The organism is Brevundimonas sp. AVps4, assembly GCF_058681525.1.
Genome location: NZ_CM178741.1, coordinates 1,178,922 through 1,192,380 on the forward strand (window position 1 = coordinate 1,178,922; position 13,459 = coordinate 1,192,380).

The window sequence follows — 13,459 nt, forward strand, 5'->3', positions numbered from 1 at the left end:
TGCAACCGCGCGTTCACCATGAATTTCGGGGGACAAACCGGCCGGTTGTCGTTAACGGCCGGGCGGCCTATCTGGCGGCCATGACCGATCGCACGCCGCCCGCCGACAGCCTGGACCAGACCCTGGCCGACCTCGCCGAGGATTTCGACCTCTTGGGCGACTGGGAGCAGCGGATCGAATACGTCATCGAACTGGGCAAGGGGCTGACGCCACTGGACGAGGCCGATCGGGTGGAGGCCAACAAGGTGCCGGGCTGCGCCGCCCAGGTGTGGCTGGCGGTTCATCCGGCCGAGGGGCGGCTGTGGTTCGACGCCGACAGCGACAGCGCCCTGTCCAAGGGCAATATCGCCCTTCTGCTGAAACTCTATTCGGGCCGGACCCCGGCCGAAATCCTGGCCTTCGACGCCAAGGCCGCCCTGGACCGGCTGGGCCTGCCCTCGGCCCTGACCCGCCAGCGCGCCAACGGCCTGAACAGCATGGTCGGCCGCATCCGCGAGGCGGCCCTGGAGACGGCCTGACGCTTGCTAAGGTCATAATGCGCCACGCTTTTAGAGTAATGTCGCTTAGTTGACACAAGCGCGGCTTAACGGCGTCATGGGCCGGCTTGCAATCAAGTCCGCCCGGCTGGTCGGTCACCCTCTTCCCCATCGGCCGTCGCGCGTCGGGCCAGGATTTCAGTTCCGAATGTTCGACATCTGGCGGTCCGGATATCTGAGGCGTCCCCTGACCGAGGTCATGGAACGGCCCCCTCGCCCCGACGAGATCGTCTGGCTGCCCGACCGCGGCCCCCACGCCTTTTACGCCGACCCCTTCGGCCTGGAACGCGACGGGGTTCTGACGGTCTTTGTCGAGGCCTTCGACTATCGGGTCCGGCGGGGCGATATCCACTATTGCCAATATGACGCCGACGACCGGCTGGTGGGGCAGGGGGTGGCCTTGGCCGAGCCCTGGCACCTGTCCTATCCGACCCTGATCGAGGACGGGGGCGAGCTCTATATGCTGCCCGAAGCCTATAAGAGCGGCGGCCTGATCCTGTATCGCTGCCGTCGTTTTCCCGACGACTGGGAGGCAGTGGCGCGTCTGGGCCAGGCGCCGGCCATTGATGCGACGGTGGTGCGCCACGACGGCCGATGGTGGATGTTCCACGCCCTGCCGGGACCGGACGACCGGGCCATGCGTGAACTGCATCTGGCCTGGGCCGAGCGGCTGACCGGCCCCTGGACGCCGCATGCGGGGCAGCCGGTCATGAGCGGCTTTCAGACCTCGCGGCCGGGCGGCTCGGCCTTCGTCCATGACGGCGCCCTGCATCTGCCGGTCCAGGACTGCGCCCCCGCCTATGGGGCGGCGGTCAACCTCTTGCGGATCGACGTCCTGACGCCCCAGAACTTCGCCGCCACGGTGGTGCGGCGGTTCGAACCGGGCGATCTGGCGGCGGGCTTTTCCGACGGGCTGCACACCCTGTCGGGCGCGGGCGGCGTCAGTTTCCTCGACCTCAAGTCGGTGCGCCGCGACCGCGCCGAGCCCTGGCTGAAGACGCAGTACAAGCTGCGCCGCGCCCTGGGGCTGAACGGTTCGCGCCGGACCGGCGTGGACGTCTATCCGGCCCTCTTTTCTCCGCCCTCCGCGTCTCAGAGTTGACCATGCGTGTCGCCGTCGTCCTGCCGCGCGGTTGCGGCTTCCGCCCCGACCGGGCCAATTCGATGGAGACGGTGGTGCGGACCCTGGCGGCCCACGCCCGGTCCCAGTCGGCCGTGACCCTGATCTGCGACGCGGACCAGGCGACCGCCCCCGATCCCCGGCTTCTGACGGTGCCTCCCGGCCTGGGCGGGCGGGCGCGAAACCGGCGGATCAAGGCCCTGTTGGAGACCCTCCAGCCGGATGTGGTCGAATATCACCAGCAGCTGAAGTCGGCCTCGGACCTGGCCGCCGAGGGGCCGCCGGCGACCTACGTCCTTTACCGCCACACCCGGATCAAGCCGCCCCGCCATCCGCTGGACGCCTGGCGCTACGGACGTCGGCTGGCGCGGTTCGACCGGCTGGTCTTCGTCAGCGAGGCGGCGGGGCAGGAGTTCGCGGCCGACTATCCGGCCCTGGCCGACCGGGTCAGCGTGGTGTGCAACCCCATTGCGGTCGAGGCCTGGCGCGCCGATCCCGCCGACAAGGAGAAGCTGATCCTGTTCTGCGGCCGGGCCATGGCGGACAAGGGGCTGGACCTGTTCTGCATCGCCCTGGCCCGGACCCTTGACGCCCATCCCGACTGGCGCGGGGCCCTGGTTCTGGGCGACTGGGAGCGGCACCAGGCCTGGGCCGATCCCTATCTGGGCCTGCTGGACCGGTTCGGCGACCGGGTCGAAATCCTGAAGTCGGCCCCGCTGGAGGCGGTGCGGGCGGTCACGCGGCGGGCGGCGATCGCGGCGACCCCGTCGCGGGTGCGCGAGGCCCTGGGCCTGACCGCTCTGGAGGCCCACGCCGCAGGCTGCGCCCTGGTCTCCTCCGGTCGCGGGGGTCTGCGCGAAGCCAGTGGCGACCACGCCCTCTATGTCGAGGTGGACGGACCCGACCCCCTCGCCGCCGCCCTGGAGCGGCTGATCACGGACCCGGAGACACGGCTGGCCCTGGCCCGGTCCGGCCAAACCTTCGTGGCCGAGGTCCACGTCCCCGAGGCGCGGGCGGCCCAGCTGGATCGGCTGCGCGAAGCCTGGACCGAACAGGCGCGCCGACGGCGGGCGGAGGCGCCGCCGCGCCCGCGCTTCAGCCTGCCGCGTCTGGGCCTGCCGCCGCTCGGCCGGGCTTGAGGGGAGGGGCCGCTCAGCCCTTTCGGATCAGACTGTCATAGACGTGGGTGACCGCCTCGAAGGTCACGCGGGGCGGCCGATCGCCCAGGGGCGCCGGTTCGAACGCCTGGTCGATCAGGCCCGCCCCCAGCGGATCCTCGACCTTGTCGGTGTTCCATCCCAGCAGCAGCCGCCCGCCGGGCCGCAGCACCGCCGCCAGGGCCGCCAGGGCCTGACGCTGCTGTTCGGGATGATCCACGCCGTAGCCCAGCACCCCGTTGCACACCACCGTATCGAAGGTCAGGTCGGCGAACAGGGCGTCGGCCTGACAGACGTCTCCGGTCCGGTGGCGGCCCGCCCGGCCCCAGCGAGCGGCGCCGGGGTCGATGTCGGTGGTCCAGACCTCGCCCCCGCCCGCCTCCAGGGCGGCGTAGTCGTCCAGCGTATATTCCCGGCACCCGACCCACAGGATGCGCCCGCCCAGGGCCGACAGGGCGGGCACGTAGCTTTCGGCCATCACCCGCCGGTCGGGCAGGGTCCGGATCCGCCGCGCCTTGGCTGAGCGCCTTGCGCCGCCCTGGACGTCGCCTTTGGCGCCCAGCCATGCTCTGATCCGCCGCCTAAGGCCCATCTCGGTCTCCCCATCCCTGTCCGGTGTTATCGGACCGCCGCTCGCGCGCCAACCGTTCGATGCGGCAAGGCGCAGGTCAAAGGGCGATCCGCAGCGAGGCCCGCACGCTGCGCGGCGCGCCGGGGAAGATCCACAGGGCGCTGTAGGAGCTGGCGGCGTAGCGTTCGTCGAGCAGATTATCGACCTCGACCCGCGCCGTGACCTGGGGCGTCAGGCCATAGTCCACCGCCGCCTTGGCCTTCCAATAGGCCGGCAGTTCGGGCGCGCCGAGCGCAAGGCCGCCGGCCCGGTCGCCGACATAGGCGGCGCCCGCCGTCATCGACCAGTCCGTGCCGTGCGGGGTGGGGAAACGGCCGACCACGAACAGGGAGCCCGAATGTTCGGGCACGTTCAGCACCCGGTCGGTGGGGAAGGCGTCGTCGTCGGCCTTGGCGTCGGTCCAGCCGTAGTTGGCCACCACCTGCCACGCCTCGCCCAGCCGGACCGACCCGTCCAGCTCGATTCCCCGCGAGGTCAGCTTGCCGACCGGCGCCAGATAGTTGGGGTCGACGGGATCGGTGGTCAGTATGTTCGCCTTTTCGATATCGAACAGGGTGGCCGCCAGGTCGATCCCCTGCCAGGCGCCGGACAGGCCGATCTCATAGCCCTTGCCCTCTTCCGGGGCGAAGCCGGACCCGGTCCGCCCCGTGCCCGAGTTCAGCACGAAGGACCGGCCATAGCTGGCGTGGGCGGTCAGGCCGTCGGTCAGGCGATAACGGGCGGCGAACCGGTAATCGAGCGGGCTGTCCTTGGTCTCGCCCACGGCGCCGGTGCGGTTGTTGCGGATGGTCTGGCTGTAGTCGTCCCAGCGAAGGCCCGCGACCAGGCTGAGGCGGTCGTTCACCTCCCACAGGTCCTGGGCGTACAGGGTGACGACGTCCCGCGTCTCCAGATTGTCGGTGAAGGGCAGGGGCGTCGGCGGGACGACCGCCCCATAGACGGGGTTGAAGACCGAGATCGGATAGGGATTGGCCGCCGTCGGATTGATGCGCAGCCATTTCTCGCCATAGGTCAGCCGATAGGCCTTCACGCCGAGGCCCAGGGTGTGGACGCCCAGGCCGGTCTGGACCTCCCCGTTCAGCTCCAGCCGCGCCGACAGGTCCTCGACCGAGAAGTCCCGGCCCCGGCGCTGGCGCCACAGCGCATCGCCGACCAGGCGGGACTGGTCGCTGGACAGGCCCTTCAGCGAGCCGCCCCGCCAGGCGACCCCTCCGTTCAGGCTCCAGCCGTCGTTGAGGCGGTATTCGCCGGTGATCTGGTGCCGCGCGTTGCGGAACCGGGTCCGGCCGTCGCCGGGCTCGCCGTAGTAGTTGGATTCCGGCAGGGCCAGGGCGTCGCCGTTGATCGCGGGCATGCCCCGGTCGAACAGGGTCGAAAAGACGGTGAGCTCGCCCACATAGGTCAGGCGCAGATCCTCATTGGGCCGCCAGGTCAGGGAGGGGGCGACCGCCGTCCGGTCCAGGCCGACATGGTCGCGCCAACCGTTGCTGGTCTCGCCGGCCAGGACCAGCCGCCCAGCCAGGGTCTCGGAGATCGGGCCGGTCACGTCCAACTCCCCCCGCCTCAGGCCGAAGGAGCCGACCGTGCCGGTGAAGACGGCGTCGGGTGTGAAACGCGGGGTCTTGGAGACGATGTTGATCCGGCCGGCCGGGTCGATGTCCCCGAACAGGGCGCCGGCCGGCCCCTTCAGCACCTCGATCCGCTCGGCCGTGGCCGGGTCGCGCGGCGGCGCCATGCCCCGGTTCGCCAGGAAGCCGTCCACATAATATTCCGCCCCGCCGTCGGGCGTGCCCAGGAAGCCGCGGATGGCGAAATTGTCCATCACCCCGCCGCGATTGTTCTGCTGGCTGATCCCGCTGACCAGCTCCAGGGCGTCGGATAGGCGGGTGGCGCCCACGGCGCGCAGCAGGTCGCTTTCGATGGAACGGCTGGACGGCGACATCCGCTCCGTGATCGCCCCGACGCCCAGCGTATGGTCGTGCGGCGAACCCCGGCGGCCCAGGACCACGATCTCGCCCAGGGCGTGGGGCTCGGCCTGAGCCGCATCAACGGGGACCAGGACTGGGGTCGGGGCGGTTGCGGCGGCAATAAGACACAGGCCGGCACAACTCGAAAGGAGGGGCAAGGACGAACTCCGTTGAAACGTTATACTATAGCGGCTATCCGTTCGCGCCTCATGCTGTCAACCGCCGCCCTTCCCGTTTCCGTCCCCGCCGCTCCGGCCGTCCGCCCAGCCGCACGCATTCGTTCGATCGACGCCCTGCGCGGTCTGGTCATCCTGCTGATGCTGGTCGATCACACGCGCGAGTTCTTCTATTTCCACGCCCAGGTCCCGGACCCGATGAATGTCCAGGCGACCGATCCGGCCCTGTTCTTCACCCGTCTGTCGGCCCATCTGTGCGCCCCGATCTTCGTCGCTTTGACGGGCCTGGGCGCCTGGCTCTACGGAAACAAGACGGCCGAGGTCAGCGGAGGGTCCGCCGCCGGGGCGGCCTCGGCCTTTCTGCTGAAGCGGGGCCTGTTCCTGGTGGTGCTGGAGCTGACCCTGGTCAACTTCGCCTGGGGCTTCTCCCTGACGCCGCCGATCCTCTATCTCCAGGTGATCTGGGTCATCGGGCTGTCGATGATCGCCCTGGCGGGCCTGGCTCATCTACCGCGCGCCTGGCTGATCGCCGTCGGCCTGGTCCTGGCCCTGGGCCACAATCTCTTGGACCCGATCGCCTTCGCCGAAGGTCCGGCCCATGTGCTGTGGGCCGTGCTGCACGACCGCAGCCTGATGGACCTGCCCTGGGGCGGACAGGTTCGCACCTCCTATCCCCTGCTGCCGTGGATCGGGGTGGCGGCCCTGGGCTATGCGATCGGGCCGTGGTTCGTCGGGCCCCAGGGGGCGCGGCTGCGGCGTCTGGTCGTCACCGGCCTGGGCGCCCTGGCCCTGTTCGCCCTGCTCAGGTCTATCAATCTGTACGGCGACCCGACGCCCTGGAGCGTGCAGGACACGCCGCTGCGGACGGCGATGAGCGTGCTGAACGTTACCAAATATCCGCCCTCGGCCGACTTTCTGCTGCTGACCCTGGGCTTGGGGGCCCTGATCCTGGCGGGACTGGAGCGGGCCTCGGACCGTCTGATCGGTCTGTTGGCGGTCTTCGGGGGGGCGCCGCTGTTCTTCTATCTGATCCACCTCTACGGCCTGCATCTGCTGAATCTGGCGGCCCTGGCCCTGTTCGGTCCCAATCAGGGCCAGGGCTTCAGCGTGCAGGGCGTCGCCGCCCTGTGGGCCCTGGCCGCCGTGGTCGCCGTCCCCTGCTGGTTCGCCTGCCGCTGGTTCGCCCGGATCAAGCGCGCCAGCGACCGGCCCTGGATGAAATACCTCTGACCTCAGCCGATGCCGTAGTGATCGGCCAGGGCGGCCAGCGCCTGTTTCAGCACCGTCTTGCCCTGGCGGCGGCGCAGGCCCAGGCCGGTCTCGGCCAGTTTCAGACTGTCGCCGTGGATGCAGATCCGCGTCAGCATCGGCCTCAGGCGCGGGCCGACGGCGGACAGGGCCGCCTCCACCCGTCGTCCGGCCGACAGGGCGCGGTCGCCGGGTTCGACCCGCATCGTTCCGCCCGACCCGGCGCGGGGCAGGGCGTCCCAGCCCATGGTCAGGGCCGGGCCGGCGCCGGCCTGTTCGACCTCCCGCCTCAGCCGTTCGCCGGCGGCGACCTCGGCGGGGCTCAGCCAGGGTCGGCCCGCCGCATCCTTGCGCCGCGCCAGCCAGGCGATCGGGCTTTCGCCCAGATTGGCGGCGTGGCGGACCATTCGCCCGTCCGCCCCGATCAACTCCCGCTCGCCCGCGATGAAGCCGGGGCGGCCGGGCGGCGGGTTTTCGGCCTTGCGGGGGGCCGCCTCCCCCCCGGCGCGCACGGTCCATCCGCCCTGCGGCCGCCGCCTCAGTCCCGGCCGTTCGATCAGGGCGCGGAACTCCGGCTCGCTCAGGGTCAGGCTGATCCGTCCCCGCCGGTCCGGCCCCAGACGCAGCGCATAGACCCCCTGTTCGGCGCCCAGCCAGGCGCCGGGCCGGGCCAGAAGACAGCGCGCCCGCTCCACCGTCCGGCTCATTGCACGGCCTCCCAGCGGGGCGCGCTGTAGACCGTGGTCAGACAGGCCTCCAACTGCGACAGCAGTTCGTCCACAGCCCGGCGGTCGCGCTCGTCCTCCACCCAGCGGCAGGCCGCCCCCACCGTGCTGCGGTTGACCCCGAAGACGTGGCCGACCCGCTCCAGCGTCCAGCCGAAGGCGATGTGGGCCAGATACATGGCCAGCCAGCGCGACCGGGCGTTGAGCGGATCGATCCGCCGACCGGCCGTCATCCGGTCCGGGCTGGCCCCGGTCCGCGCCGCCACCAGATGCAGGGCCAGCCCCGCCTTGCACCGGTCCGCCTCCCGAACCGGCGCCCTGTATGCCTCAACCATGCCTCACTCCCGTTCACGAACCTCGACGCCCCATCCTAGGCGGGCGCGGCGTCACGATAGGAATATCGTCCTACTCCGCGTCAGAATCGGACGTGGCGCCGGATCGGACTTGAGGTTGCGTCAGGGCGGATCCGCGTTCCGACCGGCTCTGCGCGGGGAGCCGCAGGCTGAGTCCGGTCCGCATCATGGTTAATTATTTTCGAATCATTGACTCGGGACTCTCGACGCCGATTCGCAAATCAGCTTAGGAACGACTCATAGCTCGCCGTTAACCCTTCTTAAGGTTTTCGGGTCTTAACCTGCGAACAAGGTTACCCGGTCGTGCGCCAGGGTGATTACCGCAAAGCTTTTGCCTGGAGGGGCACGAATGCGCGTCCTGTTGATTGAAGACGATCACGCCACCGCCCAGAGCATCGAGCTGATGCTGAAGTCGGAAGGCTTCAATGTCTATACGACCGACCTGGGCGAAGAAGGCATCGATCTGGGCAAGATCTATGACTACGACCTCATTCTGCTTGACCTGAACCTGCCGGACATGAGCGGCCTTGAGGTGCTGCGTCAGCTGCGCGTCGGCAAGATCAACACCCCGGTCATGATCCTGTCGGGCACGCATGAGATCGAAACCAAGGTCAAGACCTTCGGCGGCGGCGCCGACGACTATCTGACCAAGCCCTTCCACAAGGACGAGCTGATCGCGCGCACCCACGCCGTGGTCCGTCGCTCCAAGGGCCACGCCCAGGCCATCATCCACACCGGCGAGATCGCCGTGAACCTGGACGCCAAGACGGTGGAGGTGAACGGTCACCGCGTCCACCTGACCGGCAAGGAATATCAGATGCTGGAGCTGCTCTCGCTCCGCAAGGGCACGACCCTGACCAAGGAAATGTTCCTGAACCACCTGTACGGCGGCATGGACGAGCCCGAGCTGAAGATCATCGACGTCTTCATCTGCAAGCTGCGCAAGAAGCTGGCCACCGCCGCCGACGGCAAACACTATATCGAAACCGTCTGGGGCCGCGGCTACGTCCTGCGCGACCCGGCCGAGGCCGGAAACAGCGTCGCCGCCTGAAAGGCCGCTCCGTCCCGATCCTGAAAACGCCCGCCGGTCCCCCGGCGGGCGTTTTCTTTTTGCGCCTACTGCCGCTTCGCCGGCATGTCGCGGCCGCCCTGGTGCAGGACCAGGCCGTCGACCCGGCCCTCGGCGTCACGGGTGAAGGTGATCTGGGCGTCCACCTCGGTCAGGAAGAAGGCGTCGTCCCCTTGCGCCTTCAGCTCGAAGGCGGGCTGGCCGGTGGCCTGGACCTTCAGCCCGCCCTCTGCGGCGGTGATCGTCAGGGCGAAGGTCGGCGACAGGGAATAGACCCCGACATAGGCGGCCAGGGCCTCGGGCGGCAGGGTCACGACGCGGCGTTCCGAGGCGAGGGTCACGGTCCCGCCGCGCGCCAGGGTCATCAGGTCCGGCCCCAGCTTGTCGGGCGCCTGGCCGTTCAGATTGGCCAGGACGATGACGGCGATCCGGTCGTCCGGCGCATAGGCCATATAGGTGTTGAACCCCTCGATCGCCCCATTGTGCCAGACCAGCTTCCGGTCCGGCGTCGCGGCCAGTCCCAGGGCGTAGCCGTTCCTGACCGGGGTGGTCAGGGCGGTCAGGGACTGGGGCTTCAGCACCCGGCCCCCGAACAGGGCCTGTTCCCATTTCAAGAGGTCGTGGGTGGTCGAATACAGGGCGCCCGCGCCCAGGGGGATGCTCATGTCCACATAGTCGGCGTTGACCACGCCGGACGCCTCCTTCGTATAGCCCGAGGCGCGTCGAGGCAGGATGCGGTCGTGCCGGTCATAGCCGCTGTCGGCCATGCCGAGCGGGGTGAACAGCGCCTGTTGAATGAAGTCGGCGTAGGTCTGACCGCTGGCCGCCTCGATCACCGCGCTCAGCAGGATATAGCCCGAGTTGGAATAGGCGAAGCCTTCGCCCGGCGCGAAGTCCAGGGGCCGCCCGCTGAACCGGGCGATCAGCTGGGCCGTCGTGGCCGGCCGGGTCTTCAGCGCCTCATAGTCGGCAAAGGTGGTGAAGTTGGGCAGGCCGGCGGTGTGGCTCAAAAGCCGGCGCGGGGTGACGGCGTCCCAGGCGGCCGGGGCGTCGGGCAGCCAGGTCTTGATCGGGGCGTCCAGATCGACCTTGCCCTGTTCGCTCAACAGCAGGACGGCGACGGCCGTGAACTGTTTGCTCAGCGAGCCCAGGCGGAATTTGACGTCGCCGTCATTGGGGACGCCCCATTCCCGGTTCGCCAGACCATAGCCCCGGTCCAGCAGGATCTCCCCGTCGCGCGCGACCAGGACGGCGCCGGAAAAGGCGTCGGCCTCGCTGGAGGCCCGGACGATCTGGTCCATTCGGGCCACGTCCGGCGCCCGATCCTGGGCTGCGAGGGGGCCCGCCGCCAGGACGGGGGCCAGAGCCAGGGCCAGGACGGAGGCCGCGAGACGGCCGCGACGAAGGCGAAGGAAAAGGGGCACGGGCGTCTCCTGAAAAGGGCTTTAAGCCTTTAGAGGCTGCGAACCGGGCGTTCGGATGCAGCTGGGCGATCTGGTGGTGAGCAGGACCGATGTCGCTTCTAGTTGTGTTCCTGGCGTGGAGGACATGGGCGCCCTTGACCGTGTTAGGCGGCTAAGTCGCCGACAAGCGATCCGGCCGGAATCCGCCAAGCCCGGCTGATCTTTCGGATTTGATCGAGGTTGATCTCCCGCTTGCCGTTCAGCAGCTCGGAGGCGCGCGCCTTGGAGCCGAGGATCTCGGTCAGATCTGACTGCGTATAGTTGTTCGCCTGCATGACGAACTTCAGCACATCGACCGGCTCGGCCCGTGGGATTGGATAGTGCCGGCGCTCATAGTCCTCGATCAGCAGGACCAGGGCGTCGTAATGGGCGGCCGCCTCAGAGCCTTCAGCAGGTTCGTTCTCGAAATAGGGCCGCACCGCCTTCAGCGCCGCTTGGTATTCGGCCTCGTCAGCCAGGGTGCGGATCGTGCTTATGTCCATCGTCATCGTCGCTCTCTCCAATCCTATAGTTTCGCCACATCGATCTTGTCGTATTCAGCGTGAGTCCCGACGAAGAGGATGAAAATCCTCTTGGCCCGAAACCCCACCAGACCGACGATCCGGTATTTGTTGCCGCCCACGTCGAAGACGATCTTGCCGTCCACCACATAGTCGGCGCTGCTGAAGGTGGCCTTCAGCTCTGCGAAGTTGTTCCAGTCGGCATCCGAGGCGGCAGTGTGCCACTCGATCATCGCCGCCTTCGCCGTATCCTGGGGCTTGCCCTTCGGCTGGGCCTCCCAGAACTTCACCAGGGCTGATTTCGCGATCACGTTCATGGGTTCGTATCGCATGTTTCCAATCTGGAAACAAGGGGAAGTTTCCAATATGGGAACTCAAGGGTTGGCCGACACCTGTCGATCAGCCCCGTTCTTCGTCCGGCGCGAAGGTCACCGTCGCCTCCAGCCCGCCCTCCGGCGCATTGGCCAGGGTCAGGCGGCCGCCGGCGATCTCGGCCATGCGGCGGGCGATGGTCAGGCCCAGGCCCGAGCCGCCGCTGTCGCGCGACCGCGAGGGATCCAGCCGGTAGAAGGGCTCGAACAGGGCCTCCAGCCGGTCCTCGGGCACGCCCGGCCCGTGGTCGCGGACGATCAGACGCACCGTCTCGCCCTCGACCTCGGCCCGGACCGCCGCATCGCCGCCGTGGCGCACGGCGTTGTCGATCAGATTGGTCAGGCACCGCCTCAGAGCCAGGGGCCGGGTCGGCCGCACCGCCCCGCAGCCCTGAACGAAGACGACCGGCTGGCCCGCCTCGGCCGCATCCTCGCACAGGGCCGACAGCAGGGCGTCCAGATCGACCGGGACGATCGGCTCGATCCGGGTCTCCAGCCGCGCCAGGTCCAGCCCCTCGCGCACCAGATGCTGCATGGCCGCCAGATCCGCGATCAGCTGGGCGCGCAGGGTCTCGTCCGCCACCTTTTCGACCCGCAGCCTCAGCCGGGTCAGGGGCGTCTGAAGATCGTGGGCCACGGCGGCCAGGACGCGGGCCCGTTCGGCGATCAGGGCCTGAAGCCGGGTCTGCATGGCGTTCAGCGCCATGGCCGCCTGGCGCACCTCGCGCGTCCCCTCCACCGCCAGGGGCGGGCCGTCCAGGTCCCGGCCCAGGGCCTCGGCCCCGGCCGACAGCCGCGCCAGGGGCGCCGCTGCCCGGCGTGAGGCCAGCCAGGCCGTCGCCGCCACCGTCGCCAGGCCGACGGCCAGCAACAGTGCGCTGTCGCGCCCCAGGCTCCAGGGCCGCGGGGCGGGCGGCAGGCTGACCGCCACGGGGGCCACGGCCGTCCCGTCCTGCGGATCGAGGGTCAGGATGCGACAGCGAAGGGCCGCGTCCGCCTGGGCGCCGCAGGCGGCCTTGGCCGCCTCATAGGCCCGCACCTTGACCCCGGTCACGCCGCGTCGGGCCAGGGCCTGGGCCACCGCCTGGGTCAGGGCGGGGTCGGGCGGCCCGCGCCGCTGTCCCTCGGCCGGGGTCAGGGCCACGGCCACGGCGGCGGCCGGATCGTCGTCGGCCTGGGCCAGGTCGCCGATCCGCTCGGCCGTGGTGAAGTCATGGGCCTGTTTCAGCCAGTGATGACGGCCCAGCTGAAGCGCCAGAAAGGTCACCGCCGCCGCCGCCAAGGCCCCGAGCAGCACCAGGGCGAACAGCCGGACCGTGGATCCGTCGACGGCGCCGCCCAGCCCCCGCCTCACGCCCCGGCCTAGGCGCGCCACGTCACCGGCCCCGACAACATATAGCCCAGGCTGCGCACCGTGCGTATCAGGACCGGGTTCTTGGCGTCGTCGCCCAGCTTCTGACGCAGGCGGCTGACCCTCAGATCGACCGCCCGGTCGTCGGCGTCGGCGACGGTGGACAGGGCGCGGATGCGCTCGCGCGACAGGGGCCGCCCCCCGTTTCGGACCAGGGCGTGAAGCAGGTCGAAATCGGCCCCAGACAAGGGCGCCACCCGCCCGTCCGGCGCCGTCAGGGCGCGGGCGGCGACGTCCAGGGACCAGCCGGCGAACTGGGCGCAGCGCCCCTGGACCGGCTCGGCCTCCGCGCGCGCGCGGCGCAGGACGGTGCGGATGCGCGCCACCAGTTCGCGCGGCTCGAACGGCTTGGCCATATAGTCGTCCGCCCCCATCTCCAGCCCCACGATCCGGTCGATCGGATCGCCGCGCGCCGTCAGCATGATGACCGGGGTCTGCGACGTCGCCCGGATGGCGCGGCACAGGCTTAGGCCGTCCTCGTCCGGCAGATTGAGGTCCAGCACCACCAGATCGACCGGCCCGGCCTCCAGCGCCGCCTTGGCCGCCCGCCCGTCGGCCGCCTTTACGGTGCGAAAGCCGTGCTGTTCCAGATGGTCGGCCAGAAGGGTGCGGATGTCGCGGTCGTCGTCGACGACCAGAAGCACGGGCGGGGCGGCGGTCATGGGGCGGGTTCAGCGTGGCGGGTCGGTCGTCTCTGTCCGCCCGGCTGATGGCGAAAAGGCGGCCGACACA

At 69.7% G+C, this 13,459-nt stretch carries 14 protein-coding genes; 5 read left to right on the forward strand and 9 right to left on the reverse strand.

The window, feature by feature from the left end; all coding sequences use genetic code 11:
* Positions 1 to 80 precede the first annotated feature (80 nt).
* The 3 genes from ACW178_RS05810 (at position 81) to ACW178_RS05820 (ending at position 2,795) form a co-directional block, all read left to right on the forward strand.
* Positions 81 to 518 (forward strand): SufE family protein, encoded by a 438-nt coding sequence (locus ACW178_RS05810; protein WP_287103315.1) that lies wholly within the window; start codon positions 81 to 83, stop codon positions 516 to 518.
* Positions 519 to 684: 166 nt separating this feature from the next.
* Positions 685 to 1,638 carry a glucosamine inositolphosphorylceramide transferase family protein gene (locus tag ACW178_RS05815; protein ID WP_191558927.1) on the forward strand — a complete coding sequence of 318 codons (954 nt, stop codon included), beginning with the start codon at positions 685 to 687 and terminating at the stop codon, positions 1,636 to 1,638.
* A gap of 2 nt (positions 1,639 to 1,640) precedes the next feature.
* A complete protein-coding gene (locus ACW178_RS05820) occupies positions 1,641 to 2,795 on the forward strand; it encodes a glycosyltransferase family 4 protein (RefSeq protein ID WP_152949601.1) in 1,155 nt (384 codons plus the stop codon).
* Positions 2,796 to 2,808: 13 nt separating this feature from the next.
* On the opposite strand, the gene ACW178_RS05825 is transcribed toward ACW178_RS05820, so the two are convergent.
* Positions 2,809 to 3,291 carry a methyltransferase domain-containing protein gene (locus ACW178_RS05825; protein ID WP_336984830.1) on the reverse strand — a complete coding sequence of 161 codons (483 nt, stop codon included), beginning with the start codon at positions 3,289 to 3,291 and terminating at the stop codon, positions 2,809 to 2,811.
* Positions 3,292 to 3,481: 190 nt separating this feature from the next.
* Complete coding sequence (locus tag ACW178_RS05830; RefSeq protein WP_336970529.1) at positions 3,482 to 5,569, reverse strand: TonB-dependent siderophore receptor; 2,088 nt, start codon at positions 5,567 to 5,569, stop codon at positions 3,482 to 3,484.
* Between the two features lie 51 nt (positions 5,570 to 5,620).
* Between ACW178_RS05830 and ACW178_RS05835 the strand changes: the two genes are divergently transcribed.
* Positions 5,621 to 6,817 (forward strand): acetyltransferase domain-containing protein, encoded by a 1,197-nt coding sequence (locus ACW178_RS05835; RefSeq protein ID WP_492024955.1) that lies wholly within the window; start codon positions 5,621 to 5,623, stop codon positions 6,815 to 6,817.
* Between the two features lie 2 nt (positions 6,818 to 6,819).
* Here the strand turns inward: ACW178_RS05835 and ACW178_RS05840 are convergent, their stop codons facing one another.
* The gene (locus tag ACW178_RS05840) at positions 6,820 to 7,542 is read right to left on the reverse strand and encodes a DUF6456 domain-containing protein (protein WP_201464091.1); all 723 of its coding nucleotides are present in this window, start codon (positions 7,540 to 7,542) and stop codon (positions 6,820 to 6,822) included.
* Entirely contained in the window at positions 7,539 to 7,895 is a 357-nt protein-coding gene (locus tag ACW178_RS05845; protein ID WP_152949605.1) for a chromosomal replication initiator DnaA, read from the reverse strand. The genes ACW178_RS05840 and ACW178_RS05845 overlap by 4 nt, the downstream gene beginning before the upstream one ends.
* A 367-nt stretch (positions 7,896 to 8,262) precedes the next feature.
* Here ACW178_RS05845 and ctrA point away from each other — a divergent pair, with 367 nt between their 5' ends.
* On the forward strand, positions 8,263 to 8,964 hold the full coding sequence (gene ctrA / locus ACW178_RS05850) for a response regulator transcription factor CtrA (RefSeq protein ID WP_054764860.1): 702 nt from the start codon (positions 8,263 to 8,265) through the stop codon (positions 8,962 to 8,964).
* A 65-nt stretch (positions 8,965 to 9,029) separates the two neighbouring features.
* Here the strand turns inward: ctrA and ACW178_RS05855 are convergent, their stop codons facing one another.
* The 5 genes from ACW178_RS05855 to ACW178_RS05875 form a co-directional block, all read right to left on the reverse strand.
* On the reverse strand, positions 9,030 to 10,406 hold the full coding sequence (locus ACW178_RS05855) for a serine hydrolase (RefSeq protein ID WP_492024956.1): 1,377 nt from the start codon (positions 10,404 to 10,406) through the stop codon (positions 9,030 to 9,032).
* Positions 10,407 to 10,549: 143 nt separating this feature from the next.
* Positions 10,550 to 10,933: a helix-turn-helix domain-containing protein gene (locus ACW178_RS05860; RefSeq protein ID WP_152949606.1), complete on the reverse strand. Its 384-nt coding sequence runs from the start codon at positions 10,931 to 10,933 to the stop codon at positions 10,550 to 10,552.
* Between the two features lie 17 nt (positions 10,934 to 10,950).
* Positions 10,951 to 11,262, reverse strand: a complete 312-nt coding sequence (locus ACW178_RS05865; protein WP_042823454.1) for a type II toxin-antitoxin system HigB family toxin — start codon at positions 11,260 to 11,262, stop codon at positions 10,951 to 10,953.
* Between the two features lie 82 nt (positions 11,263 to 11,344).
* Positions 11,345 to 12,691 carry an ATP-binding protein gene (locus tag ACW178_RS05870; RefSeq protein WP_492024957.1) on the reverse strand — a complete coding sequence of 449 codons (1,347 nt, stop codon included), beginning with the start codon at positions 12,689 to 12,691 and terminating at the stop codon, positions 11,345 to 11,347.
* Positions 12,679 to 13,389 (reverse strand): response regulator, encoded by a 711-nt coding sequence (locus ACW178_RS05875; protein ID WP_191558922.1) that lies wholly within the window; start codon positions 13,387 to 13,389, stop codon positions 12,679 to 12,681. Before ACW178_RS05875 ends, ACW178_RS05870 begins: the two co-directional genes overlap by 13 nt.
* Between the last annotated feature and the right edge of the window lie 70 nt (positions 13,390 to 13,459).

Excerpts from the sequence above, each read along its gene's own strand:
- ACW178_RS05860 (WP_152949606.1), bottom strand. The coding sequence starts at position 10,933 with ATGACGATGGACATAAGCACGATCCGCACCCTGGCTGACGAGGCCGAA.
- ACW178_RS05825 (WP_336984830.1), bottom strand. The coding sequence starts at position 3,291 with ATGGCCGAAAGCTACGTGCCCGCCCTGTCGGCCCTGGGCGGGCGCATC.
- ACW178_RS05815 (WP_191558927.1), top strand. The coding sequence starts at position 685 with ATGTTCGACATCTGGCGGTCCGGATATCTGAGGCGTCCCCTGACCGAG.
- ACW178_RS05845 (WP_152949605.1), bottom strand. The coding sequence starts at position 7,895 with ATGGTTGAGGCATACAGGGCGCCGGTTCGGGAGGCGGACCGGTGCAAG.
- ACW178_RS05865 (WP_042823454.1), bottom strand. The coding sequence starts at position 11,262 with ATGAACGTGATCGCGAAATCAGCCCTGGTGAAGTTCTGGGAGGCCCAG.
- ACW178_RS05840 (WP_201464091.1), bottom strand. The coding sequence starts at position 7,542 with ATGAGCCGGACGGTGGAGCGGGCGCGCTGTCTTCTGGCCCGGCCCGGC.
- ACW178_RS05820 (WP_152949601.1), top strand. The coding sequence starts at position 1,641 with ATGCGTGTCGCCGTCGTCCTGCCGCGCGGTTGCGGCTTCCGCCCCGAC.
- ACW178_RS05875 (WP_191558922.1), bottom strand. The coding sequence starts at position 13,389 with ATGACCGCCGCCCCGCCCGTGCTTCTGGTCGTCGACGACGACCGCGAC.
- ACW178_RS05810 (WP_287103315.1), top strand. The coding sequence starts at position 81 with ATGACCGATCGCACGCCGCCCGCCGACAGCCTGGACCAGACCCTGGCC.
- ACW178_RS05835 (WP_492024955.1), top strand. The coding sequence starts at position 5,621 with ATGCTGTCAACCGCCGCCCTTCCCGTTTCCGTCCCCGCCGCTCCGGCC.
- ctrA (WP_054764860.1), top strand. The coding sequence starts at position 8,263 with ATGCGCGTCCTGTTGATTGAAGACGATCACGCCACCGCCCAGAGCATC.